The following is a 26,245-nucleotide window of genomic DNA, read 5'->3' as shown; positions in this document are numbered from 1 at the left end:
CTCTTCCGATCTAATTAAAAAACGCGCTGTTAACGAGGCGGCTGTTAACAAGGCGATAGAAAGAGAAAAGAATGGAACCAATCAATCAATCAGATTCGGAAAAGCCCCGCCAGCGGGTTGTGCTGATCGGCGAATCCAAAGCGGCGGAACAAATGCGCGAGTTCGCGCAAAAAGCCGCCGCTACCGAAGCCAACATCCTCCTTTTGGGGGAAACGGGCGCGGGCAAAGATCATTTGGCCGAATATATTCACGGTTTGGGCCGTAATGGCTATGCTTTCGTGCCGGTGGATTGCGGGGCTTTGACCTTCAATCTGTCGGAGGCGGAATTATTCGGCCATACCGGCGACGCTTTTACCGGCGCCCAGGAAGAAAAGGCGGGACTGGTAAAAATCGCCGAACAGGGAACGCTATTCTTCAATGAAGTGGCCAATATGTGCCACGAGCTGCAGGTAAAATTCCTGCGCATCCTGGAAAAAAAGACCTACCGCTCCGTCGGCGGGAGAAAGGAGATTGAAGTTAATACCAGGATCATCGCGGCGACGAACGCCGATCTGGCCCAAGCGGTAAAAAAAGGCAAATTGCGCCTGGATCTGTATCACCGGCTCAATACCATCACTTTCAAAATTCCGCCGTTACGGGAAAGAAGCGGAGACATTCGTCTGCTGGCGGAATATTTTCTCCACGAGGAAAAAGCGGGGAAGAATTTCTCGCCTGACGCGCTGGCCGTATTGACCGGCTATCATTGGCCGGGAAATATCCGCGAGCTGAAGAATGCCGTTGATCGCGCCGTATTTTTTTCAGGAGAAGAAAAAAATATCGGGCCGGAACATATCGAACCGTATCTCGCGGGAGTCGGAGATATGAATTTCCCTTCCTGGCGTCAGGCGGAAAAGAAATATTTGCGCGATATCCTGCGCCAAGCCGGTGGCAACCTTGCCGCGGCGGCGAAGATCGCGGAAATTTCTCCCACCATTCTCAAGAGGAAAATCAAGGAGAACGATTTGGAAACTTTTATCGATTCGCTCGGCGATTCAAATTGAATTTCATCGAGTCAAGGCCTGCCCGGATTCCGCGCGGGCCTTTTTATTTTTTATCAATAAATTCTACCATGAAAAAAACCGCTCAAAGCCATCTTTGAACGGTTCTTGAAAATTTGCGTCGTTTCAATCCTATGGTTTTTCCGCCAGCGCTTTTTTACGCCTTTTATATCTGCGCACATCTGAATAAATAATATAGGCAAGGCGGGCCAAAAAGATCAGGCAAATGACCGGGGCGATATAGATGGCCAAAAAGATCATAATCTTTTGCGGCCAAAAGTTAAAAACGACATGGTGCTGGAAATGAGCGCTATAGCCGATAAAGCCCATCACGCCGAATAAAACCATGTAAAGAAGGCCATCGATATCCGGATCGGCAACCGGCTTGCCTATCGTCCGGTTGAAAACAAAGAACCCGGCAGCTAAGCAGAATAAACCTGTTAAAAACAACGTGGCTAATGTACTTTCCATTTTCTACCTCCTCTTTGATAGTTTAACGAAAAAATTTCCTTGGCCTTTCCCGCTACCATACTATATTAAGAAAAAAAGTCAAGTATTCAGTATCGCGGATAAAATAGCGGCAGTCCCCTTAAGGGAGACTGCCGCATGGCAAAAAAACGGGAGACTGCCGCATGGCAAAAAAATCGCATGGCAAAAAAATTTAGGCCGCGGCTGAATATTTTAGCAAAATTGCCGGGCAATCGCTCTCAACCGATATTCAGCGCCCGTTTTACATTCTCGACTATTTCGTCCAAAGTGGTGTCGGATTTGACATAATAGCTGGTGACTCCCAATTCCAAAACCCGGGAAACGTCTTTTTCCTGATTCAAATTAGTGGCGACGATCACCGGCGTCAGATCCCCTCTTTTCTTGAGTTCGGTCAGAACGTCAAAACCGTCAACCCTGGGCATCAGCAGATCCAAAAGGATCAGGTCGAATTTTTCGGTTTCCAAAACGGCCAGCGCTTCCTCTCCGTCATAAGCGGCTTTGACCTCGAAACCGGCGAATTGCAATTTCTTAGCCAGGGGCTTGGTGATCAGCCTTTCGTCTTCAACGATCAGAATTTTTTTTAGCGCTTCGGGCATTTTATGGTTTAGTCTTGCCCGGGGAATCGTTGGTAAAATCTTCCCCGCGACAAACTGATAAAAAATAAATAAATGATATTCAACCGCAGGGTAGAACCCTGCACCCATCTTTTCTAAAGGATATCCTCGCCGCAAGCGGACGAAATCTTTATCGGCACTCGCTCGGAAATGATCTCCGCGAGGCGCAGGATCATTTCACTCGCTCGCTTGATAATAAATTCAAATTAAAAAAACTTTAATCGAGTTCTCTTTCGTAGCCCCCTTTTTTGCCGGAACGCAAAATATCGCGTTCTCGCTTTCTTCGGAGCTTCAAGCGTAAGGGAAAGTGGTGTGGAAAGTCGTTCCCGCATTTTCTTTTGACTCGAACCAGATCCTGCCCCCGCCCTGCTCCACAACCGCTTTGGCGATATAAAGGCCAAGGCCTGATCCTCCTCCCGGATCAAGCTTGGTGGTATTCGAACCCCGGGAAAAACGCTCGAACATTTTATCCTGCTCGTCTTCGGGAATGCCGATGCCGTTATCCTTAACGATCAGTTCCAAAAATTTAGACCCTTCCTGGATCATCACCAGCACCTGTCCCTTGTCGCCATTGCTTGAATATTTGATGGCATTATCAATGATATTTTGCGCGACCTGCAACACCCTTTGGCGGTTGACCTTTACCGGGGGGAACGGAGTGGCCGGATGATCATAGGTCAAAGTAACATGCTTCTCCTTGGCTAAAGGAGCGATCAATTTAACCACTTCCGCGACCACCTCCTCAAGCTGAGCCGGCTCCAGAGCCAGCTTGAATTTTCCTTCATCGATCTTGGCCACGTCCATCAGATCATTGATCAGCCGGATCATTCTTTGATTGCCCAAATAAGTATCATCAAGCAGTTCGCGCTGGTCTTTAGTGATCTCCCCCACTTCGCCGCCCAAAACCATCTCCAAATTGCCCTTGATGATCGTCGAAGGAGTGCGCAATTGGTGCGAAGTGATAGAAACGATCTCGGTTCTCATCTTATCCAATTTTTTCTGCTCGGTAATATCTTCCATGACGACCACGGCGCCAATGAAGACCTGCTCGATGATATCGCGCACCGGCGACATAAAGAGCCGGAAGTAGCTCTCGCCGATCATCACTTCCTGGATATTGAGCGGCGTACCGGTATGAACATAATAGCTCAGGGCCTGGGAGATATCAACGCTGCCTTTTATTTTTTCCGACACGTCCCTGAAAGTTATTTCTTTGGCGTCCGGTCCGCCTAAAACTTTCTTCGCGGCCGAGTTGGCCAAAATGACATTAAGGCTCAAGTCGACCATGATCACGCCGAGTTTGACGCTTTCCACCAAGGAAGACATGCGGCCGTGCTCTTCGGAAAGTTCTTTGATCTTCCCTTCCAAGTTAGTGCGGGACTGCAGCAATCTTTCCGTCATGTGATTGAAGCTTCGCGCCAAATCGCCGATCTCATCTCGGGTGTTGATGTTCGTTTTGACTTTCAAGTTGCCCTTAGTGATCTCTTCCGCGGCATTTTTCAGCACGCGGATATTTTTCGTCAGATAAAGAGCCAAAAGGAGAGCGAAAACAGCGCCGGCCAGCAAAATAATGACCGAGAGCATGGCCCGGGAAATTATGGTGACGTTCACGGCCGCCTGAATTGATTTAAGGGAAAATCCCAGCCAGGTCGTATAGCCGCCGGGGCTGGGGGAAATCACCACTTTTATTTTTTCCCCCTGATAGACCGCGTCCTGAACCATGGTTTGTTTCGCGTCGATGGCATTATCTTTAAGAAATTGGCCTCTTTCAGCCACGATATTGGACAGGTAAATTTCACCGGTGGGTTTGACGAATCTGGTGTAAACCGTGTCTTGGGTTTTTCCGCTATCTTCAACTAATTGGGCCTGAAAAGCATATCCGCCCAAAGACTGGGCCGCGCCGAAATTTATCGCCAAAAGTTCGGCGAAATCTTTTTTGTTGTTAATGAGGACATCTTCCAAATTTTTTGTTTCCGTCCGCACGTAAAGAACCGTCTGGACGCCAAGAATCACCACCAGCAAAAGCGTGGTAAGCAAAATTATTTTCGTTGCCAGCGATTTGAAAAAAATTTTCAGAAAAAGATTCATTGAGATGGTTACAAAACTATTTTTAAGCGTCCCGAATTAAATTCGGGATTCGGCCAAGACGAGGAAGACAAGCGAAATGGCTTGAAACCGTAATAGCATTACGGTGAAAATCATTTTGCGCAGTTCTGACGAAGTATTGGCCGAAAAAGACAAATTGCAGCAAAAATAATTTTGTAACCATCTTGCTTATCCTCGGTTCTTCTCCCGCGCCAAGATCGCGTCCCGGCTGACGGAGAAAATATTTATTTCAGCGACCAGGCAATGGTGTATTCATCATTGATCACCGCCGAATAATTGGTCATGGCCATCGCCGTATTGGTTACATCCTGGTTGGCGAGGAATTCGGCGATTATGTCTCCCAGCTTGATCTTGAAAGATTGCGGCGCCCCGGAGCCATGAACCACGCTCGGAAACATGTATTTCGCTTTCCAGAAATCCGAAATGGCTGATTGCTGATAAGCATCATATTGGGAAATATCAGCGTCGGTGCGGGCGGAGATCGAACCCTTCAAAGGATTGAAAGTGTCTTGGCCTTCTTTGGAGGAGACCAGATCCAGCCAGCGATCGGCATTGGTCGGATGAGCGATATTCTTCGGCCGCTGGAAAGTATCAATGCAAAGGCCGTAAACGCTTTCCGTTCCCGGAACGGCAATTGTCCCGTAATCCGTGCCATATTTCTTGCCGGCAAGCTTGAATTCCTGATTCGCCCAGTCGCCCATGATATTGAAAGCGCTTTCCCCGGCGATTACCCGCCCGGTCGCGTCGTTCCAAGTCATCTTGGCATAATCCGGATTAACATAACTCAAATATTTTTTGAAAGTGCCCAGGGCAGATAAGAGCCTGGGATCGTCCGCCGAGAGGACCTTGCCGTTCACCCAATCCTGATAAAAATCAATTCCTTGGCTGGCCACGATCTGCTCGAAAGCATGGGAAGCAGTCCATGACTCGCCCAGGCTGATCGGATAGCTTATTCCGGCGGTCTTTAATTTATCACAAGCGGCAAAAAACGCGTCCCAACTGGCCAGGCTTAACGGCTCGATATTATTTCTTTCCAGCAGCTTTTTATTATACCAAACGATATTGACCCGATGGATATCCACCGGCACGGAATAATAATGCCCGTCGAATTTATTCATATCCTGCACCACGCTCGGAATGACCTCGGCCAATTGATCCTTAGCCCAGATATCATCGACCGGATTCAAGAGACCGGCCTTGTAATAAGGCATGCCTTCGTATCCCGCGTGCATCTGAAAAGAGTCCGGCGCCTGCCCGGCCGTCACCAAAGGCTTGATGATCCCCAGCATTGAATAACCCGCTCCGCCGATCACCGAGGTAGGCATGATCGCCACGTCCGGATATTTTTTAATAAAGATATTGACCAGCGCGTTTAACGCCGCCGATTCTCCGGGCGAGGTCCACCAATCATAAAAAGTCAAGGCGTTGATCTCTTGTTTCGGCGTTGGCGTTACCGCCGCTTGCTTTTTCGGCAGCAGATAAAAAGCTGCCAAGCCGCCGACGATCAAGACGATGATCACGGCGATCACGATCGTAAGAATTGTTTTTTTGTTAGTCATAGGTTTTTTATTTTATTTAAATTATTTTTTAAATTCGGCAATTTTTTTATCCGCCGCTTCTCTCGGATAATCGGTTTATTTTTTTCTATCCATGATTATTCTGATCTTATCGATCAGCTCCTTCAAGGGCATATTGGCTTTTACCCAATAATCATCAGCCCCGGATTCTTTGCTTTTTTGGACGTCTTCCGAGCGGTCGCCCAGATTGGTGAGGATCACCACCGGAATATCTTTCAGGGCCGGATCGGCTTTTACTTTTTTCAGCATTTCAAAGCCGTCCATTTTGGGCATCATGATATCCAAGAGCACCAGATCCGGCCGGTCTTTGGCGAGCGCCACCAATCCTTCCTCGCCGTTAAAAGCCAGAGTCAGATCAAAACCTTCCAGGGTTAATTTTCTTTGATACATTCTGATCACCATCGGGTCGTCTTCGACCAGCAATATTTTACCTTGAGTGGGCATAGAGATATTTTCCTTGTTGATTTATTAGTTTAATCGATAATTTTTTGCCCCGGCTGGCCGCACCGGTAAAAAACCGGACCAAGCCTGGTTAGTTTAATAATAGCACAAAAAAAGAAAAAAATAAAAAAGCCCAGCGTCTAATGCCGGACTTCTAATAATTCCCCAAATTTCCTGCTGGCCGCGATCCGCAAAGCGGAACTTAGATCACGGACCTGATGTTTGCCGATATTCTTGTCTTTCGCCTTCTCCTTCAGCCATTGGCTGGCATTTTTTACGGTTTCTAAAAATGTTTTCTCAATCGGTTCGCCGGCCTGGAACATTGTTTCGCACAAAAACACATAACCGGCGTTTAACCTGATTTGGGAATCAAAATAACCATTTTTGCTCCGCGACAGCGATTCTTCCGCTTGTTTGAATTGAGCCAAAGATTCGGAAAATCGCCTTAAATGCATCAGGCAATAAGCGGCACAGAGGCAATCGTGATAATTTTTTTCTTTTTCAGCGATATTGCTTAAAACCGCCAGCGCCTCCTCGTATTTTTTCTTCTTTCTTAACACCTCCCCCAAGATATTGAATCCGATTGAATCCGAATTTCCCTTCTGGCTGATTATTTGGTTGGCGATGTTTTCCGCCTCATCTAATTTGCCTTGAATCAGCTTAATTTGAGTCAGCAGGCCTAAACTGACCGCGCCGCCGCCCAAGCGAATTGCTTTGTTGACGGCGATTTCAGCCTGCTCAAGCTCCCCCCGGAACAGCAGAGCCTGGGCCAGCAAGCCGAAATTAACCATATCGCCCCCCAGGCGGGTTGCTCTTCGGGCGACAATTTCGGCCGCCTTGAATTCTTTCAACCCCAGCAAGCATTGAGTTTCAATCCCTAAAATAACGATGTTCTTCGGGGAATTGAATTTTTTCGCTCGCCGGAGAAATTTTAAAGCCTTTTTGGGCTTGCTGTATTTCAAGCTATCGGCCCGCCTTATTAATATCCCAACCTGCGGACTGATCGATGTTCTTTTCATTATTATTTCCTTTCCCTGATTTTTTTAAGGCCTGGTTTGTTTTAATGATCGATCCTGTTAAAAAAAGCATAATTACTTTAACAAAAAAACAAATTATCGTCAAACTTTTCAGCGACCCCCTTTTCCTAAGCCAAGGACTAAAAATCCCCCCGCCCGGGCAGGGGGATTAATTATTCCCTTACCGAAAAAATTTTATTGGACCTCGCCGTCCTTTAGCAATTTGGAATAATCAGAAATGAACTTCACCGATTCCAAACGCTCGAGGAAGGGAAATTCGCCGAGCTGATCGGTATGATTGATATGAAAGATCGCCCGCAGCCGCGAGCCGCGCAAGGCGATCGTGGTCAGCGAGCAATTGAAAGAATTTATTTCCGGCGAATAATGCAAAGGATAGCCGAGCGCCGCGCCCAGTAGCGCGCGGATGACATTGCCATGAGTGATGATCAAAATTTTCTTGCCCTGATATTTTTTCAAAATTTCTTGGAAGAATTTCACGGTCGTCCGGGCTTTATCCCATTCGCCGTCCGGCGTGATCTTGGTTTTGTGGGTATAGCCGTAAACGATTTCGTCATGCTCAGCCAATTGGCGGGCGAAAACGATTTTATCCGGCGTAATTTTTTTCTGATAGCGGCAGATGATCTTCGCGCACTCGGCCGCGCGTTTCATGTCGGATGACAAAACCAGATCAAAAGCAAAGTGCCTCAAGTAACGGCCGGTTTTGTCGGATTGCTTGCGGCCGTCCGGATTCAATCCCGGTCCGGCATGCCAGGGCGTGGTGTCCGTGCCCATCTTATTTTTCCCGTGCCGGACGAAAGTGATGAGAGTATCGTTCATATAAAATTACAAATTAGGAATTACAAATTACAAATTATCGTGCTTCAATTATAGCAATAATTGGATAAATTCGACAATTTAATTTGTCATTTGTAATTTGTAATCTGTAATTGGTTTGTCCTTGCCAAAACGCTATTTTTCCCGTAAAATTAAGCTATAATTCAAAAATTTGGAAAAACGACCATGTACGCTTGGGAAAAAATCAAAGAAGAAATAGTTGCCAATATTAATGCGGTTTTGGGAGAAAACTTGGCAGCGGCGGACGATCTGATCATTCCGCCCAAACCGGAATTCGGCGATCTGGGAATCCCGCTTTTTGCTTTGGCGAAAAAAACCGGCAAAACCCCTAACGAAGTAAGCGAAGCGATCCTGAACGGCATTAAATTCAACGAGACGATCATCGGCGCCAAGGCGGCGGGTCCGTATTTGAATTTTTTCCTGGATAAAAAAAATCTGGTAAAAAATGTCATCACTGAAATAGATAAAGAGGAAGAAAAATTCGGGCGCAACAAAACCGGGGCCAAAGAAAAAATCGTCTTGGAATTTTCCAACGTCAACACGCATAAGGAATATCATGTCGGCCATCTGCGCAACATTTGCTATGGCGACGCGGTGACCAAAATTTTGAACGCCAACGGTTTTGAGGCCGTGCCAATCTCTTATGTCAACGACTTTGGCATTCACGTGGCCAAAGCGCTTTGGGATTACGCAGCCTTTATTCGTGAAAAATTGGGCGGCAAAAATATCGAAGCCCTGCCCGAAGCCGAGCGCGGCTTTCTTTTGGGAAAAATGTACGTTGACGCGTCTAATAAAGAAAAGGATGATCCGGTGGCGGCACAGATGATCGCCGGCTGGAAACAGAAAATTGAAAACCGAAGCGGCGAAGAATATGAACTCTGGAAAAAAACCCGGCTCTGGAGCATTGCCCAATTTGATCTCATCTATCGCGACTTGGGAGTTAAATTTGACGATATACTATATGAAAGCGATTTTGTCGAACGCGGCAAGGAAAAAGTTAAAGAACTCTTAAAGAAAGGTATCCTGCGCGAGTCCGAAGGCGCGATCATCGCCGACTTGGAAAATTGCGGCCTGGGAGTTTTGGTCGTGATCCGTTCCAATGGCACGGCTTCTTACGCGGTCGGCGATCTGGCTTTGGCCGAAGAAAAACACCAAAGATATAAACCGTCGCGATCGATCTATGTCGTCGATATCCGCCAGGAACTTTATTTCCGGCAATTATTTAAAATTTTGGCCGCTTCCGGCTTCAAGGAAAAATTAATTCATCTGCCGTTTGATTTTGTCAAATTGCCTTCGGGAATGATGGCTTCCCGCACCGGCAATGTCATCACTTATCTGGAATTGAAAAATGATCTGCTGGCCAAATGCGAAACGGAAACCAAAAAGCGCCACGATGATTGGCCGGAAGGAAAAATAAAAGAGAATGCCCTGAAGATCGGTTTGGGCGCGGCCAAATTCGAAATGCTCAAGGTCGGCGCCAAGAGCATCATCACATTTGATATTGCCAAAGCTTTGTCGCTGGAAGGCTATACTTCAGCCTATATCCAGTATGCTTACGCGAGAATCAAAAGCATCCTGAGAAAAGTAAAAAATGAAAAACAAAAAACAAAAAATTTAAATTTTGAAAAGTTGGTTGAAGAGAAAGAAATCGCGCTGATTAAAAAATTGGCGGTTTATCCGGAAATCGTGGCGGCGGCGGGAAAGGATTATGATCCGTCGATGATCGCCAAATATGTTTATGAGGTCGCCCAAATGCTTAATGATTATTATCACGCCGTGCCGGTTCTGCAAGCTGTCGAGGAAGAAATAAAATTCGCCCGCCTGGCATTATTAAGTTCGGTCGCGCAAGTTATAAAGAATGGTTTAAATTTATTAGGGATTGAGACGGTGGAGGAAATGTAGGGATCAATTATAAATTATAAATTATAAATTTTTTGCGCTAGTGGCGATAACGTCGCAGTCCCGCGGCGGAGACTGCGACGGGGCAAAATTAGCTAAATTAACTTACCCCCTTCTTGCCATGCAGCAGTCTCCCGCAGGGGACTGCTGCGCTAGTGGCAACAACGTCGCAGTCCCGCGGCGGAGACTGCGACGGGGCAAAATCGGTAATTTTTAATTTTTATAATTTTGTAATTTTTAAATAAGCTTTAATTTTTAAAAATTAATCATTAAAAATTCTTTAAAAATTATAAAATTTAAAAATTCATTCAATATGTCTGAATCAAACGACTTAATGGAAAAAATTGTCTCTCTCTGCAAACGGCGGGGCTTTGTCTGGCCGGCTTGCGAGATTTACGGCGGATTTTCCGCGGCGTATTCTTACGGCCCATATGGCGCGCAATTGAAAAAGAATATCAAGGATCTTTGGTGGAAAAAATTCGTCGAAGAGCGCGAAGATATCGTCGGCCTGGACGGCCCGATTTTACTGCATCCCAAAGTTTGGGAAGCTTCCGGCCATACTTCCGGTTTCAATGACGCCATGGTCGATTGCAAAGAATGCAAGAATCGTTTTCGCGCCGATCATCTGGTCAAAGAATTAACCGGCAAAGATTTGGAAGGCAATCTCGCCGCCATGACCGAAGCTTTACAGGGACAAAAATGCCCGGAATGCGGCAAATCCAACTGGACCGAAGTCCGTCTTTTGAATATGATGTTTAAAACTGAGATGAACGGTTTTGACGGCCCGGTTTATCTGCGGCCGGAAACCGCCGGCGCGATCTTCGTCGATTTCAAGAATATCTGCGATTCCACCCGCGTCAAAATTCCTTTCGGCATCGCCCAAATCGGCAAAGCTTTCCGCAACGAGATCGTCACCCGCAATTTTATTTTCCGCATCAGAGAATTCGATCTGATGGAAATTGAATATTTCTTCGACCCGGAGGCAAAATGGGAAGAATTATTTGATCAATGGTTAGCTTTGCAGGAAGAATTTTATTACGCTCTCGGCGTCAAGAAAGAAAACCTGCATCGCTTCGAGCACCCGAAAGAAAAACTCTCGCACTATTCTAAAAAAACTGTGGATTTGGAATATAATTTTCCGTTTGGCTGGAGCGAATTATCCGGCTTGGCTAATCGCACTGATTTTGATCTGTCGGCGCACGCCAAAAATTCCGGCCAGGACTTAAGCTGGACCGATTCGGCCACCGGCCGCAAATTCGTCCCGCACGTTTTGGAACCAAGCTTCGGCCTTGATCGCGCCTTATTGGCCGCAATGCTTGCCGCTTACACTGAAGAAAAAATAAACGCGCCGGATAAATCTCCCCTCCTTTCTAAGGAGAGGTCTGGGGGTGGTTCGGTTGCAGAAGAAACCAGAATCGTTCTGAAATTTCCCGTTAAAATCGCGCCGGTCAAAATCGCCATCTTCCCGCTTTTAAAAAATAAACCGGCCTTAGTGGAAAAAGCCAAAGGAATTTTTAACGAATTGAAAAAAGATTTTGCCTGCGAATTTGATGATAACGGCAACGTGGGCAAGCGCTACCGCCGCCAAGACGAGATCGGCACGCCTTTCTGCGTCACGGTCGATTTTGACACGATTGAAAAGGATGATATGGTAACCGTCCGCGACCGCGACACGATGAAACAGGAAAGGATCAAAATCGCCGAGCTAAGGGAATATTTTCAAAATAAATTGAAATAACGGTGAAAAATATCTGCCCGCGAGGCGGATATTTTGTTATCAAGCGAAGCGAGCGAAATAATCCCGCTACGGCGGAGATCATTTTCGAGCGAACACAGACAAATACTTCGCCGGTTTGAAGCGTAAATGTCTTTTGAGAAAAAAATCGCATAGTTTGACCGGCTATCTAATGCCGCTTTTTCATGGAAAATTCTCAAGTCATAATTTTAAAGACCGCGGAAAAAGAAATTGACGCCAATGTCGCCAAGCTTTTTGCGCCATTCGGCGGAATCGGCGCAATTATCAAGCCAGGCGACAAAGTTGTCATTAAGCCAAACTTGGTCGTGCCCAAGCCATCTTCCACCGGCGTTACCACCGATCTCCGTCTGGTTGAAGCGGTGGTAAAATTAATTTTAGCGCAAGGCGCCGAGCCGATCGTTGCCGAGGGCGTGCCTTTTGCTTATAACGCGAACACGGTTTTCCGCCAATTGGGCTACGAAATGCTGGCCAAAAAATACGGCATCAGGCTGATCAATCTGGATACCTACCGGCCGACTATCATCCGCATCCAAAACGGCATGGTGATCAAGGACCTGAAAGTTTCCGGACTTTTATTAGAGGCCGATAAAATTTTCAATTTGCCGGTTTTAAAAACTCATTCGCAGACCAGCGTGACGCTCGGGATGAAAAACCTGAAAGGCTTTATTTGCGGCGAGGAGAAATTAAAACTTCACGAAAAGGGATTAAGCGAGGGAATCGTCGATCTCAATACTTTCATCAAACCGGCGTTTACCATAATCGACGGCATTGTCGGCCTGGAAGGCGATGGCCCAACCAGCGGTCAGGCCAAGCGGATGGATCTCCTGATCGCTTCGAATGACATTCTGGCGCTGGAAATCGTGGCTTGCCGCGTAATGGGATTTGATCCTTACCGCGTAAAGCACATCCGACTGGCTAAAAATAAAAACATCGGCCAATATGACTCGGATAAAATCACTGTCGCGGGAAATTCGATCGACGAAGTAAAATCCAAATTCAACGTGCCATTCATTAAAAACAGCAAGTTGCTCGGGCTTATTTTTCTGGAAAGATTCCTGCCTTTTTTATATAAACTGGGGATTGATGTTTCCGGAATCACCCAAAGACTGGAAAGAACGGGCCGCCAGTTTCCGGAATTTCTGGGGCACTGCACCGCCTGCGGCAAATGCCTCGTTAACTGCCCGGGGCAGGCGATCTATTTTCCGGCCAAAGCCGATCCCGCCGTCAATAAAAAGAAATGCATCAAATGCTATGTCTGCGACGAAGTCTGCCTGGCTAACAATATTTCCGTAACAAAAAAATAATTCTTTCGACCCGCAAAAAAAACCGCTCCTATCCGGGGGCGGTTTTATTGACTCTTAATTGGGAAAATGGCGGCTCTGAACAAACGTTTTTTGTCGGCGGTCAAATGTTCCGCAAAATCGAGATCATGCTGCCGCAAAGCCAGGCGGACGTCCAAATAACTCGCGGCGCCGGCATTAGTGCGGGACAAAAAAACATTTTCGCCGAGCGCGACAACGTCCCGAACCAGAACTTCTTTCCGGCTTTTCGGCAGGAACTCGGCGTACTGATTATGAATGATATTTGCCGTCCTGACTTTGAGCCGCAAGACAGAAATCGCCGGCTGCTGTAAAAACTTTTTCAGCTCGGCAATCTTGTTCCGCGTCAATTTGACTTTAGGCAAAGGCGGCAGAGTCGCAATGAACATCAGCTTGGTTCCGCTCCGACTTCTCACCAGTTTATAAATACCGGGCATGCGATTCTCCTTTCCTGATTCGATTTTCCAATAAAATTAACAATAAGAACAATAATTATTATCAGCGCATAATAGCACCAATTATCCAATCTGTCAATCGAGACATAAAAAATTTTCCCTAAAACTTACTAACCAGCAGATCCAGCAAAACTTGCGGTTCGCCCTGGCCGGTTTTTATTTTGAAATCAATTTCGACTAATTTATCAAAGATTATTTTTAAAGCATTGAGGCTGAAATGGCGGGCCTGCTCGATCGCCTTCTGGATGACGTAAGGATTTAATTTTAACTCGGAAATTATTTGCCGCGATGACTGGCCAAGGTCAAGCGCCTGCCGAACCTGCAGGATTATTTTTATCTGCCGAGTGATCATCGTCAATAAATAAATCTCGTTGGCGCCCAATTCGAATTGCTCTTCCAGCAGTTTGGCGGCCAGCGCTTTGTTGCGCGCGCCGATTGCGTCAGTCAAAGCGAAAATATTATCGTCAAAATTTCCCTTGACCAATTTTTCCACGTCTTCCGGTTCGATTATATTCCCCTCTCGAGAGGGGTGGCGCGGAGCGCCGGGGTGTGTTACCGCGGTTGCCGCTTTTGCCAGCATTTCTTTAGACCCATCCTTCACACACCCCGCCTCGCCGGGCTCGGCACCCCTCTCGAGAGGGGACTTTTTCTCTCCAGCCTCTACCAAAGGAAAGACAATTTTTGGAATCTCGCCACTTTTATAATTTACCAATTTATCAATTTCGCGGTCGATTTGCCAAAGGTCATAGCCGATCAGGCCGATCAGAGTTTGGATGGCGCGAGTTGAAATCGCCCCGCCCCTGGCCTCGATTTCTTTTTTTATCCAGGCGCTTAAATCGCTATTATTCAATTTTTTGAATTCCTGAACAAATTTCTGCCCTGTCCCGACCTGTAGTGAGTTTGTCGAAACTGTCTTGCCCGAGGGATTGCTTAAAAAAATAAATAATTCTTTTTCTTTTTTTCCGAGCGGCTTGTCGCGGCCCTCGGAATCGGCTTTGACGATTTCCTCCCCGCCCGTTTTTCTTTTTGATTTGATCGAGTTGTCGCAAAAGATGACAATATTTTCCCATTTATTTTTTTCCTTGGCGCGAAAATATTCCGCCACTTCCGGCAATAATTCCTTATCGCGGTTGGAAAAAATATCCTCAATAATAATCATCCGCTTGGACGCCAAAAGCGAAGCCGTCGCCGCCTTCTCGTTGATCTCTTTCAAGTCCGCGGTCTTGCCATCGACGTATTCGATGCTCCCGCCGGACTTGTCGACTTCCCGCAGGAATTTATCCTTTAGTTCGCGGATTTTCTTTTTGGCGCGGAAATCGTCCTCGCCATACAAAAAGATGATCATAATACTATAATTTACCCTTATTTTATGGGAAAAGCAAGGGTGGTAAACAGAACAAAGGGCATGGAGCAAAGATCAAAAAATCAATTCGGATCATCTAAATTCGCAGCATTCGCAATAAAAAAGGCCGCGGACAAAATTGCTCGCGGCCATGATAAAAATCGGATCAAGATTGAAAAACATTAGGCATGGGTATTTCTTTAAGCCAACCATGCGCCCAGAAAAAAGGCGCGGATACCGCGGGAATTCTGAAACGGTCGGCAGCGTAGCCCGCGCAGAAAATAATTCCGCCGCACAAGAGACCGGCCAGAAAAGATATTTGCCGGGTCAAAAAATAATTTAACCAAGTTCCGAACAGAGCGCCAGCGACGATGCAGATGCCCACGAACAATAGCTTCTTGCGGCCCCAAATTTCCGCGGCAAAATTACCGAAGAAAAGGGCAATAGCCGCGACGATCATGCCCAGATAGACGAGTATCGAAAGAGAAATTCTTAAATACCAAAGCGGCAAAAAACGTAACAATCTCCAATTTTCCGAAATTATTTCTTTTTCGCGGGCTAATCCTTCCGTCTTGCTATTGTTATTGGCAATTGACCCATATGGCGAAAACCATATCCACATCCAGGAAATCGCCAAGAACAAAAGCGGCATGCCCGCTCCGGCCGAGATATGGCCGATGGAAATAAAATTAAAACCGTAACTGAAAGGATGTCCAAGAAAAACGAAAAAAATTGCCGAAGTCAGAGAATATAAAAGTAAAAAACAGAATAGTCTCGCTACCGCGCCAGAAATCCGCCAAGCAACTCCGGCTATTTTTTTTCCGCGCCCCGACCAGTTTGCCTGATGCAGCTTTTTTCCTTCCCAACATTCGCCGGCAGTTTTTAAAAATGCCATTGACTTCTTTACCGTCTTTTGACCGATCACGATCATGGCACGGTGATCGGCGATGAACAAACCGGCAATGACCCCGACCGCGCAGGCGATCGCCACTTGCCACCAGGCGCTGCCCCAAAATTTCATGGTCAAAAGTTCCGTGGCGGAAATCCCCATCAACACGCTGAGAAGATAACCGGTAAAATCACCTTTCTTGAACATAAATCACCTCTTTCTGTTAGGTTTTATTGTTTTTATCCGATTTATCTGTCAAAGAACCATTGCCGCTCAATATATAATATCAGGCGTAATTTGTCAACTTTGCTACTCCGATAATCAGCTGCCGGTCCTTGACCTTGCGCCAACTACTTTTCTCGTGTATAATAAAATTTTAGTAAAAATAGTCGTTAAACAATAATCAATCTAAGATTCTGACGCTGATTTTAACACACCCCGGTTCCGAGGCGGAACCACCCCTCTCAAGAGGGGAATTATAAATTTATGCCGAAAACTTTGAACAACAAAGTAATCAAGATCAAGAACGCGCGGGTGCATAATTTAAAAAATGTTTCGCTGGAAATTCCGCGCGACAAATTGGTCGTCATCACCGGATTATCCGGTTCGGGAAAATCGAGCCTGGCTTTTGACACGCTTTACGCCGAAGGCCAGCGCCGCTATGTCGAGTCGCTTTCCGCTTACGCGCGGCAATTCATCGGCTTGATGGACAAGCCGGACGTCGATCAGATCGACGGGCTTTCGCCGGCCATTTCCATCGACCAAAAAACCGCTTCGCATAATCCCCGCTCGACCGTCGGCACGGTCACGGAAATTTATGATTATCTGCGCTTGCTTTACGCCCGCATCGGCGTGCCGCATTGCCCGATCTGCGGCAAAAAAGTAAAAAAATATACCGTTGACGAAATAGTCGAGCAGATCGACAAACATTACGTCGGACAGATGGCCATGATCCTTTCGCCGATCGTCAAAGACAAGAAGGGCGAGCACCGCAATATAATAGAAGGGATCGCCAAGGCCGGTTTCGGTTCGGTCCGGTTTGACGGAAAAATTTACACTCTGGAAGATTTGGAAGATATGGAAATCGACAAGCAAAAAAAACATTCAGTGGAAATTATTATTGATAAAATTAGAGTCGAGGCGGGCAAGGAAGAAACGGCGCGACTGACCGAATCGGTAGAAAAAGCGCTTGACCTTTCCAATGGCTTGGTCATTATCGCACCGCTAAACCACCCCCAAACCCCTCCTTCGAAAGGAGGGGGGCAGAACCACCCCCAGCCCCTCTTTGGAAAGGAGGAGGGCGACGAGCGGATTTTTTCCAAGCAATTCGCCTGTCCGGATTGCGGAATTTCCATGGTCGAATTGGAGCCGCGGAATTTTTCTTTCAATACTCCGCACGGCGCCTGTCCTTCCTGCGACGGCTTGGGCACCAAATTAGAAATCGAAGCCGATACCATCATCAATAAAAATTTAACCTTAGCGCAGGGCGCGATCAGACCGATGTCGCACGCCATCAACGGTCCGCAAACCTGGTTATTGCGAATCCTCGGCACGGTCGGCGAAGAATACGGATTTGATCTGAATACGCCGCTCAAAGATTTCACCAAAAACCAATTAGACATTTTGCTATATGGCACGGGCAAAAAAGATTACCGCATGGATTATGAATCCGACCGCTTTTCCGGCGAATTAGTGACCAACTTCGAAGGCGTGATCCCTAATTTGGAACGACGGTATCAGCAAACCGATTCCGATTATGTGCGCAAAGAGATCGGCAAATATATGCGCGTCTTGGTCTGCCCGACCTGCGGCGGCAAGCGCTTGAAGCCGGAAGTTTTGGGAGTAAAGATAGAGGGGGTTAATATCAATGACATTTCCGTCAAAAATATCGATGAAGCGAAAAAGTTCTTCAGCGCCCTGCCGGCTTCCAAGAATCTGACAGCCAAAGACAAAAAGATCTCGGCGCAAATCATCAAAGAGATCAGCGCCCGATTATTATTTCTTTCCAATGTCGGTTTGGATTATCTGACGCTTGACCGCGCGGCCATGACCTTGTCCGGCGGCGAAGCCCAGCGCATCCGCTTAGCCACGCAGATCGGCTCAGCCTTGGTCGGAGTTTTGTATATTTTAGACGAACCTTCCGTCGGCTTGCATCAGCGCGACAATGCCAAATTGATCAGCACTCTAAAGGAATTGCGCGATTTGGGCAACAGCGTGATTGTTGTCGAACATGATGAAGAAACCATCCGTTCGGCCGATTATGTCGTCGACGTCGGTCCGCGGGCCGGCATCCATGGCGGCGAGATCATCGCGGTGGGCACTCCGGCGCAAATCGAAGCCAATCCCAAATCTTTGACCGGCCAATATTTATCAGGAAAAAAATTCATTCCGATCGCCCGGAAATACCGCCATGGCAGCGGCCAGACCTTGAAAATAGTCGGCGCCCGCGAAAATAATCTGAAAAATATCGATGTGGAATTCCCACTCGGCAAATTCATCGCTATCACCGGCGTTTCCGGCTCGGGCAAATCCACTTTAATGAATGATATTCTGGCCCGCCATCTATCCCATGAATTTTACGGCGCCAAAGAAGAAGCGGGCAAACACGACCGCATCGAAGGCTTGCACGCCATTGATAAAGTGATCGATATCGATCAATCGCCCATCGGCCGCACTCCCCGCTCCAATCCCGCCACCTATACGGGAGCTTTTACGCCGATCCGCGATCTTTTCGCTTCTTTGCCCGAAGCCAAGATCCGCGGCTATAATGCCGGGCGCTTTTCTTTCAATGTTCCGGGCGGACGCTGCGAAGCCTGCGCCGGCGACGGCCTGGTGCAGATCGAGATGCAATTTTTGCCCGATGTTTATGTCGAGTGCGAAGTCTGCCACGGTAAAAGATACAATAAAGAAGCTTTGGAAATTTTCTACAAAGGAAAAAATATTTACGATGTTTTGGATATGACGATCGAGGAAGCGATGACTTTTTTCGAAAATGTCCCGGCCATCTACCAGAAGATCGCCATGTTGAATGAAGTCGGTTTGGGCTATATCAAAGTCGGCCAATCGGCCACGACCTTGTCCGGCGGCGAAGCCCAGCGCGTTAAGCTCGCCACGGAATTATCCCGCCGCGCCACCGGCCGCACGCTTTACATTTTGGATGAGCCGACCACCGGCCTGCATTTTGACGATATCAAGAATCTTTTGGAAGTTCTGAATAAATTGGTCGATCGCGGCAATACGGTCCTAATCATCGAGCATAATATGGAAGTGATCAAATCGGTCGACTGGATCATCGACCTCGGCCCGGAAGGCGGCGACAAGGGGGGCGAAATCGTCGCCCAAGGCACGCCAATGCAAGTTGCCAAAGTGAAAAAAAGCTATACCGGGCAATACCTATCGAAAATTATAAATTAAAATAAATTAAAAACGTCGGTTCAAAAAAGCCGACGTTTTTTATTTTAAATTTTTAGCAAAATCTTTGCCACTTTTTTTAAAAAAAGTGGCGCAAAAAACTGCTCGCAGGAAAAATTTCCTATCACTCCGCTAGGAAGCCTAGCAAAATCGCTATACTCGTCGGCGCGGCGCCTCCTCAAACAACGCGATTTTGCACGGCTTCTACGCTGCGTGCTTTAACGGAAATTTTTCAATGCTCGCTATAAGGAAATTAATTTATCTGTTCGGTCGCAGTCCGCAATGCGAGATTGTGACCGAACTAAAAAGCGCTGGCGCAATGCCGGCGTTTTTAAATATCCAATATCAAATAACCGATATATTAAAAAATATTTAAATATTATAATATTTTTTTGATATTTATTATTTGATATTGGATATTAAAAAAGGAGCGAGTTGATTAGATCAATCTCGCTCCCGTATGCTATCGTAGACAGTCAGCCTTGCAGGTTGCTGCCCCTGAAGATTCAGGATGTCAGTGCCTGCGGCGCTGCTCGACTTTCATAGGCGAATTTTCTTCGCATGATGTCCCTTTCCTTTGGGCCAATGTCACGTTAGCCCGGGATTGGATTTCGTGGTTGGAATTGCTCGTTCTTCATATCGACAGAACGTAGCGCGCATTAAAGGAACGAGGTTTTGCGCGTCGCCGCAGGAAATGATGTCGTTGGTGGCGGCGATTGTCGATTGCGCATCGCGTTGCCTGGAGCCTCGGTTTACCGCCCGTGCGGGGTCCCGATGGGGAGTGCAGGCAACAATGTCCGGACAAGTATTTTAGTTCCTGCCGGTACAGAACTGGCCCCACTGCTTCCTGTGTCCACAGTAGGTCCGTGGCCCGTGTTGAGAAAATGTGTTTACCGAAACAATGAAAACAGGCGGCGAATGTATGCTTTCTCTTTCTATTATCCGGCACCCGCGCTGGGTTGGGATAGTTAAGGTGGAACAAAAAACCATTGGGACGCCTTCCCAGTGGCTCTAAAACCGGCTATAATCTTTTCAACGTTCGTATTTTAACATTATCACATTCTATAAAATTTGTCAATACCACATTTTAAAAAACGGAAGCGAAGACCTTAGTCTTGCTTCCGCCGAATTTGCCCTAACTATCGGATATATTCCGACACTATTTTCCTAGGGAGAATCCCTTGGCAGAGGGTGTTTATGCCTCATCTTTTTCCCCTTTCATTGGTAACGCCGGCTTCTTCATGCGGTTTGCGTTTTGGCGGCCGCTTGTGACGTGCTGATCGATACAATCATAGACGGTTGTCCTTTCTATTTTTGAAAGTGGAAGGTTTATTGCCAACTCCCCTTTTTACAGGGGATAATATTTAGATAAATTTAAATAATAATGAGCAAAGGAACAGAATATAATTGTAGCAATTTTTTTCCACCGATCAAGCGTGTAAAAAAATAGGGGGTTCTGTCCAAGCGATTGCTTCGCTTAGCCAGAACCCGACCAACACCACGCACTTTTTTCTTATTTGATGCGCGCTGTTTTTTTGGCGACTATGATCGCCGGAGGGCCAATGTTTTGGCCGATGGTAAAGTGAAGCATAATTCACCTCTCTTTAAAGGGGTTGAAATGCGGATATCCCTTTTCATGCCAGAAAAGGGGCTGAATGAACCAAGATAATTATAACAAACGAATGGTATCAAGCGCAAGGCAATCCCCGCACCCATCTTTTCTGAAAGGTATCCTCGCGTGCCGCCGGACGAAGTATTTATCATCGCTCGCTCGGAAATAATCTCCGCTGTCGCGGGATTATTTCGCTCGCTTCGCTTGATAAAAAAAAGGGCTTTGCCAAAACGATTGCTTCGTTCGAGCAAAGCCCATACTGCTTCGACTAACACCATTAAACAGGGAATTCACCCACTTAATTGTGTTATATTACAAATCAAAAAAGCTGTCAAGAGCCTTAAGGTCTTTAGCTGATTTTCTTAAAAACACCCAAAACATCCTGATGGACCTTGCCATTAGAAGCGACCATGTCCTGACTGGCAATTGTCCATTCCTTATTTTTCAAATCAGTCACTTTTCCGCCCGCTTCTTTGACCAAAAGCACGCCGGCAGCCACGTCATAAAGATCAGCGCCCGGAATCGAGATCGATTCAACCCGGCCTCCGGCAGTATAAGCCAATTCCAGCGCGGCCGATCCTATCTGCCGAGAATCAAAACCATGAATTTTCTGATAGGTATAATATTTCACGGCCTTTTTTATGGCCGGATCATTATGACCATGACAAAACAAATTAACTACCTGATTTTTACTGATATCGGAAACTTTTATTGATCGACCATTCAAGGTTGCGCCCTCACCCTTTTCGGCCAGATAAAATTCACCCAAGATCGGCGCGTAAACAATCCCCAAGATCAATTCGCCTTGATAAGCCAAGGCAATCGAGATCGACCACATTGGATCGCGCATGAAAAAATTAGTGGTTCCGTCCAAAGGATCAATGATCCAAAAATAATCCGACACCGCTTTATTATCGCCGGTTTCTTCGGACAAAATATGGTGATGCGGAAAATTACGCCTGATCTCTTTTAAAATAATTTCCTCGCTCAAAAGATCCGCCCGGGTCAAAATTTCAAAGCGCGATTTCATCTGGACGTCGGCCCGATTGAAGCGGAAATATTCCGCGCTCAAAGCCTTACCGGCCTGTTTGGCCGCGTTGATCGCGATTTGTTTAATTTGCCGATCAATATTCATTTAAGTGAAGATTTTGGAGTTTAAATTAGAGATTATTCAGCAATTTTAATTCCAGTTTACCACTCACGGTATCCCAAGCAGCAAAAGTCGGCTGAGTGAAGACTCCGCCCAAAGTTCCCGGATTCACTATTTGAACATGGTCTTTTTCTTCGATCCAGGGCTTATGAGTATGGCCGTAAAAGACGATGTCCGCCGCCTTTGCAGAACCACCCCCAGACCCCTCCTTAGAAAGGAGGGGGGATTTTGCTTTTGCTAAAACTTGATTGATAAAAAAAGGTTCATGGCAGACGCCGACTTTTTTTCCATCAATCTCCCAAATCGCCGTCCGGCCGTCGCCAAGGCTATGGCCGGCAAGCCGCCCGCCATAAGTATAATTTTTATAAGGCTCGATTTCTTCTTCTTGGTAGATCTCCAAATTGCCGCGGACTAAAAAAATTTCTCCCTTAAATTCCCGGGAAAGAATTCCCAGCGTCTCCGCGTTGGTCACGTCGCCGCAGCAGATCAGCTTCTCGATATTATTTTGCCCGCACCAAGAGAGACATTTTCTCAAGTTGACCAGATTATCGTGAAGATCGGAAATTACCGCGATTTTCATAATTTAAAAATTATCGTCCACAGCTCGGTCAAAAACCCGACAATGAAAAGAGAATACAAAACGATCGCCAACGGCCGGGAAGTTTTAATGGCGATGGGCGATTTTTTTTGCCCCTCACGGTCCACGGCCGCGGTCAGAGAAATCAGAATAATTCCTAAAACGCCGCTGGTGATCGCGCCGGAAAGAGAAACGACTGTCGTCAAATTAGTAAAGCCGAAAATAAAAAATGCCAGCGGAACGCCGACGGCTAAAACCAGCGACCAATACTTATTGATCTTAAAGTCCCACCAGAATATTTCCCGCACCGCTTGGGCAAATACCCAGAACGAAGTGGCAATGCAAATTAAGCCGAAAAGCAGGGAGATGGAAACAAAGCCATTGCCGAAAAATTTGTTCAATCCAGACAAAGCGTCTGCGGTAGTCAACGCGCCCATTGCCCCGACCGTGGCGATCACAAAAATAAACATCATAACCGCGGGCAAGATCGTCCCCCACAAGATCGCGCTTTTTATTTTTTCCTTTTCCTTATCCAAAAGTTTTACCACTTCCGGAATGGCCGCATCGCCGCCAATCGCGAAAAAAATCACGCCATAAGGGAGAAAAAAATCCTCCCAATTGACCGCCGTAAAATTGCTCAGATCAAACCGGCCGAAGCATTTGACCGACAGCACCACGAATAAAATAAGGAGTAAAAAGGAAAAAATCATTTCCGATCCCGCGATCGTCTTTAATCCGGCAATGACCACCACAGTTTCCAAGGCGAAAAAAATGAGCGAATTAGTGAAAAGGCTGCCCCCGATCAGCGGGGAAAAAAACTGATTAAAAAAGACGCCGCCCAAAATTATATAGGCCAGGATCGTGCCCCAGCCGCCGATTACGGCAAAAATCGAAACAATTTTTTTCCAATTCTTTCCGGCATAAATTTCCGTGTAGCCGGGAACGCGGTGCAAGCCCTTGGTGGACAAAATGACTTTGGCAAAAAGAAGATGGATCAGGCATTGGACCGCGACCAAAATGGGAAACCAAAAAACAAACGGCCAAAGACCGGAATGAGTCAAAACAAAAGGCATGGCAAAAACTCCGGCGCCGGTAATCGCGCCGACCAAAACCGCCACGGCCATAAAGTAATTCTTGGATATTTTCATAATGATTTGGCGATCAGGCCGATAATCAAAATTCCCAAGGTATTAAGCGCGAAAGACAGAGGAATAAAGACCCGGGTTTTGACCTTAGACACCCCCATCATTGCCAGCCCTAATTCATCGGGCAAGGGCGAGGCGATCACCAGCGCTCCCAAAAAAGCAAAAAACCAGCGCAAAAATTTCAGGTGGAAGATCGCGATAACTCTTTTCGAACCGTACTTCTTAACCAAGCCGGAAAAATCTTCGACCAATTCATTTTTAAGAAATTGAAAAATAACCAAATCCCCGATCGTCGCCCCTATCCCCCCGAAAATCGCCACCTGCCAAATAGAATTGGAGCGGGCGAGCTCCGCCAAAGTTATCGTTGCCGGCGCGGTCGTGAAGATGGAAGTAAAAAACATTCCCGCGATAAAACTTCCTAATATTTTTACCTGTTGAGTTCCGGCCAATAAAGTGTTCAGGACGCCGGTTTTTATCAACAAAATCGTAATAATGATGCTAAAAAGAATAATCGCCAGATCGCGGAATAAATTCGCCCCCCGGCTTTTTGGTTCAAAAAATTTCATCTTGATATTTAAATTAACTTTTATTGTTTATTCAATAACTATTTTACCCGCTCCGACTTCCGACAAAAAATTTTTATCGCCGATCGACCAGCCCGCCAGCTTGGTCAAAAATTTATCTTTCTCCGCGTTATTCATCAGGCGCAAGCGTCCGGCTTCCGATTTGATCGGCAAAAGATCGATCTGGAAATTTTTCCCCTCGCCCCCCTCCTTTCCAAGGAGGGGTTTGGGGGTGGTTACGGCTATCCTCACTCCCAACTCTTCCTGCGTATCAAGAGAAAAATACTGATCAAAAACGAAATTCCCCAGCGAATAAAAAATCGGCTTATTTTTATATAGTTCCACCCCGCCGACCACATGCGGATGATGGCCGATGATGATATCAGCGCCGGCATCGATCAATTTGCGCGCCAAAACGGTTTGGTTGGCCGCCGCCTCGTGCTTGTATTCCGTTCCCCAATGTATTTGCACCGCCACTAAATCGGTGGAACTGGCCAGCTTTTTTACTTCGGCGATCAGGCGGTTTTCATCAAGCGCGCCATAAACCATGCTCGCGCCGATCAACCCGATCTGGCGGCCGCTTTTCTCCACAATTTTGGCCGTGCAGTCGCCGACTTGGCGATCCTGGCAGCCGGCAAAAACAAAACCCAGATCAGTAAGATTTTTCTCTGTCTCTATTATACCATTTTTGCCCTGATCGGCTAAATGATTATTGGCCAGATTAAAATAATTAAAATTATATTTCGCGAGCTCTCCGACCAGCTTGGGCGCGAAAGCAAAATCAAAAACCAAGGCCGGCGGATAATGCGCGCCATTATCAGTGGCCGCGCCTTCCAGATTGGCGGAAACAATATCATTGCCTTGAAAAATTCCGGTCGAATTCAAGCCCTTGAAGATCCAGTCCAAGCTTCCCGAAGCCTTGATCTTTTCGCCGACCTGGCGATCAAGCATAATGTCGCCGAAAAAAAGCAGCTTCAAGGGACTACTGGACGCTGTAGGTAAAACCGAGACGGGCCCAGACCCCTTCCCCGCCTTCGCGGGGACAGACTCATTTGAAAGGAGGGGGACGGCAAAAAAGGCGCTGATATAGCTGGTTGAAGAAAGAACCGGCGTCCCGGTAATTTCTCCGGAATTGGTCGAAGCTAAAATATTAACGCCGGCATCCGACAGATCAGCGGCCTTAAGCAAGGTGATAAGCGAAGGGGGCGAATCCAAATAATCATTGGCCAGGCCGGCAATCGTCTGGTAATCCTTATTTTTTATCAACTCGATCATTCGCAAATTTTTGGCCGGAGTTTGATCAGCCGGAAGATAATGGGAAAAATCGATCGAGGCGACCAGCACCGTATCCCCTTGGGCCAGATATTTCTGCAGAGCCTGAGCCAAAGCGAAACATTGTTCCGGAGAATTACGCGAAGTCAAGGCGATCGGCGCGATCTTCGCCTCCGGAAAATAATGGGCGATGAACGGCGCCATATTATAAAGAGCGTGCTCGCTCCGCACCGCATTCTCGTCATAAACCACCAAATGAGCCGCGACCAGATCGTCCAGTATTTCATAATTATTTTCCACCTGGCCAAACCCGGCATCCCAGATAAACCGCCCGCTTACCGCGGGGCCGACCGCTTGATCCGAGTGCAAGGGTCCGATGACAATGAAATTATTAACTTTTTGTTTTTGCGCCAGCGAGGAAAAAAATTCCGCGGCCAGATCCCCGGCCAACTCATGATGCGGCACCAGGCCGGCAATGACCGGCCCGCTCGTCGCCATTCGCTCAAGATAATTTTTACTGATGGCTGAATTGAAAAGATTACGATCATAAGGAAAAATATGCGCCGATTCATTCACCGCTTCATTAGCCGGCCGATCCGGGCTGATCGCCTTTTCCGCGGAAAAATTCTTTTTCTCCAATACAAACGCACCGGCGGCCAAGATGACCGCCGATGCGCCTAAAACAAAAATTAAAATGATGATCCTTCTTCCCGCCATAAG

General features: G+C 46.8%; 20 protein-coding genes. 5 read left to right on the top strand and 15 right to left on the bottom strand.

All coding sequences use genetic code 11. The features are described from left to right. Window positions 1–71 precede the first annotated feature (71 nt). Window positions 72–1,040, top strand: a complete 969-nt coding sequence (locus PHE24_02580) for a sigma-54 dependent transcriptional regulator (protein ID MDD4902000.1) — start codon at window positions 72–74, stop codon at window positions 1,038–1,040. Between the two features lie 129 nt (window positions 1,041–1,169). Here the strand turns inward: PHE24_02580 and PHE24_02575 are convergent, their stop codons facing one another. The 7 genes from PHE24_02575 to PHE24_02545 all read right to left on the bottom strand — a co-directional run bounded on the left by PHE24_02575 (window position 1,170) and on the right by PHE24_02545 (window position 8,117). Next, on the bottom strand, window positions 1,170–1,508 hold the full coding sequence (locus PHE24_02575; GenBank protein MDD4901999.1) for a hypothetical protein: 339 nt from the start codon (window positions 1,506–1,508) through the stop codon (window positions 1,170–1,172). Between the two features lie 236 nt (window positions 1,509–1,744). Next, window positions 1,745–2,122 carry a response regulator gene (locus tag PHE24_02570; GenBank protein ID MDD4901998.1) on the bottom strand — a complete coding sequence of 126 codons (378 nt, stop codon included), beginning with the start codon at window positions 2,120–2,122 and terminating at the stop codon, window positions 1,745–1,747. 309 nt (window positions 2,123–2,431) lie between these two features. Beyond that, window positions 2,432–4,228, bottom strand: coding sequence for an ATP-binding protein (locus PHE24_02565; GenBank protein MDD4901997.1), 1,797 nt, complete (start codon window positions 4,226–4,228; stop codon window positions 2,432–2,434). A gap of 242 nt (window positions 4,229–4,470) precedes the next feature. Then, window positions 4,471–5,805, bottom strand: a complete 1,335-nt coding sequence (locus PHE24_02560) for an ABC transporter substrate-binding protein (GenBank protein ID MDD4901996.1) — start codon at window positions 5,803–5,805, stop codon at window positions 4,471–4,473. 75 nt (window positions 5,806–5,880) lie between these two features. Further along, window positions 5,881–6,267, bottom strand: a complete 387-nt coding sequence (locus PHE24_02555; protein ID MDD4901995.1) for a response regulator — start codon at window positions 6,265–6,267, stop codon at window positions 5,881–5,883. Window positions 6,268–6,404: 137 nt separating this feature from the next. Then, window positions 6,405–7,283: a hypothetical protein gene (locus PHE24_02550; GenBank protein ID MDD4901994.1), complete on the bottom strand. Its 879-nt coding sequence runs from the start codon at window positions 7,281–7,283 to the stop codon at window positions 6,405–6,407. Window positions 7,284–7,475: 192 nt separating this feature from the next. Then, entirely contained in the window at window positions 7,476–8,117 is a 642-nt protein-coding gene (locus PHE24_02545; protein ID MDD4901993.1) for a phosphoglycerate mutase family protein, read from the bottom strand. A 183-nt stretch (window positions 8,118–8,300) separates the two neighbouring features. On the opposite strand from PHE24_02545, the gene argS reads away from it, so the two are divergent. The 3 genes from argS to PHE24_02530 all read left to right on the top strand — a co-directional run bounded on the left by argS (window position 8,301) and on the right by PHE24_02530 (window position 13,094). Further along, window positions 8,301–10,037 carry an arginine--tRNA ligase gene (gene argS / locus PHE24_02540; protein ID MDD4901992.1) on the top strand — a complete coding sequence of 579 codons (1,737 nt, stop codon included), beginning with the start codon at window positions 8,301–8,303 and terminating at the stop codon, window positions 10,035–10,037. A gap of 310 nt (window positions 10,038–10,347) precedes the next feature. After that, window positions 10,348–11,772 carry a glycine--tRNA ligase gene (locus PHE24_02535; protein ID MDD4901991.1) on the top strand — a complete coding sequence of 475 codons (1,425 nt, stop codon included), beginning with the start codon at window positions 10,348–10,350 and terminating at the stop codon, window positions 11,770–11,772. A 182-nt stretch (window positions 11,773–11,954) separates the two neighbouring features. Beyond that, window positions 11,955–13,094 (top strand): DUF362 domain-containing protein, encoded by a 1,140-nt coding sequence (locus PHE24_02530; GenBank protein ID MDD4901990.1) that lies wholly within the window; start codon window positions 11,955–11,957, stop codon window positions 13,092–13,094. A gap of 44 nt (window positions 13,095–13,138) precedes the next feature. Here PHE24_02530 and PHE24_02525 read toward each other — a convergent pair whose 3' ends face one another. The 3 genes from PHE24_02525 to PHE24_02515 form a co-directional block, all read right to left on the bottom strand. Further along, window positions 13,139–13,546 (bottom strand): hypothetical protein, encoded by a 408-nt coding sequence (locus tag PHE24_02525; protein ID MDD4901989.1) that lies wholly within the window; start codon window positions 13,544–13,546, stop codon window positions 13,139–13,141. Between the two features lie 118 nt (window positions 13,547–13,664). Next, a complete protein-coding gene (locus PHE24_02520) occupies window positions 13,665–14,909 on the bottom strand; it encodes a hypothetical protein (GenBank protein MDD4901988.1) in 1,245 nt (414 codons plus the stop codon). A gap of 163 nt (window positions 14,910–15,072) precedes the next feature. After that, window positions 15,073–16,002, bottom strand: a complete 930-nt coding sequence (locus tag PHE24_02515) for a hypothetical protein (GenBank protein ID MDD4901987.1) — start codon at window positions 16,000–16,002, stop codon at window positions 15,073–15,075. A gap of 279 nt (window positions 16,003–16,281) precedes the next feature. On the opposite strand from PHE24_02515, the gene uvrA reads away from it, so the two are divergent. Then, complete coding sequence (gene uvrA, locus PHE24_02510; GenBank protein ID MDD4901986.1) at window positions 16,282–19,209, top strand: excinuclease ABC subunit UvrA; 2,928 nt, start codon at window positions 16,282–16,284, stop codon at window positions 19,207–19,209. Between the two features lie 1,958 nt (window positions 19,210–21,167). On the opposite strand, the gene PHE24_02505 is transcribed toward uvrA, so the two are convergent. From PHE24_02505 to amrB, 5 genes are read right to left on the bottom strand one after another with little or no spacing between them, the layout of a single operon-like run. Beyond that, entirely contained in the window at window positions 21,168–21,953 is a 786-nt protein-coding gene (locus tag PHE24_02505; protein ID MDD4901985.1) for an inositol monophosphatase, read from the bottom strand. Between the two features lie 25 nt (window positions 21,954–21,978). Then, window positions 21,979–22,548 (bottom strand): YfcE family phosphodiesterase, encoded by a 570-nt coding sequence (locus tag PHE24_02500; protein MDD4901984.1) that lies wholly within the window; start codon window positions 22,546–22,548, stop codon window positions 21,979–21,981. Beyond that, complete coding sequence (locus PHE24_02495; protein ID MDD4901983.1) at window positions 22,545–23,693, bottom strand: aromatic amino acid transport family protein; 1,149 nt, start codon at window positions 23,691–23,693, stop codon at window positions 22,545–22,547. Before PHE24_02495 ends, PHE24_02500 begins: the two co-directional genes overlap by 4 nt. Further along, on the bottom strand, window positions 23,690–24,256 hold the full coding sequence (locus PHE24_02490; protein MDD4901982.1) for a hypothetical protein: 567 nt from the start codon (window positions 24,254–24,256) through the stop codon (window positions 23,690–23,692). Before PHE24_02490 ends, PHE24_02495 begins: the two co-directional genes overlap by 4 nt. A gap of 27 nt (window positions 24,257–24,283) precedes the next feature. Beyond that, window positions 24,284–26,242 (bottom strand): AmmeMemoRadiSam system protein B, encoded by a 1,959-nt coding sequence (amrB, locus tag PHE24_02485; protein MDD4901981.1) that lies wholly within the window; start codon window positions 26,240–26,242, stop codon window positions 24,284–24,286. Window positions 26,243–26,245: the final 3 nt, after the last annotated feature.

The organism is Patescibacteria group bacterium, from assembly GCA_028707065.1.
In the GTDB taxonomy this organism is placed as follows: domain Bacteria; phylum Patescibacteriota; class Patescibacteriia; order Patescibacteriales; family WJLG01; genus JAQTUZ01.
The sequence above is the reverse complement of the archived record's forward strand: the minus strand, read 5'-3'. Positions and strand labels throughout refer to the sequence as shown.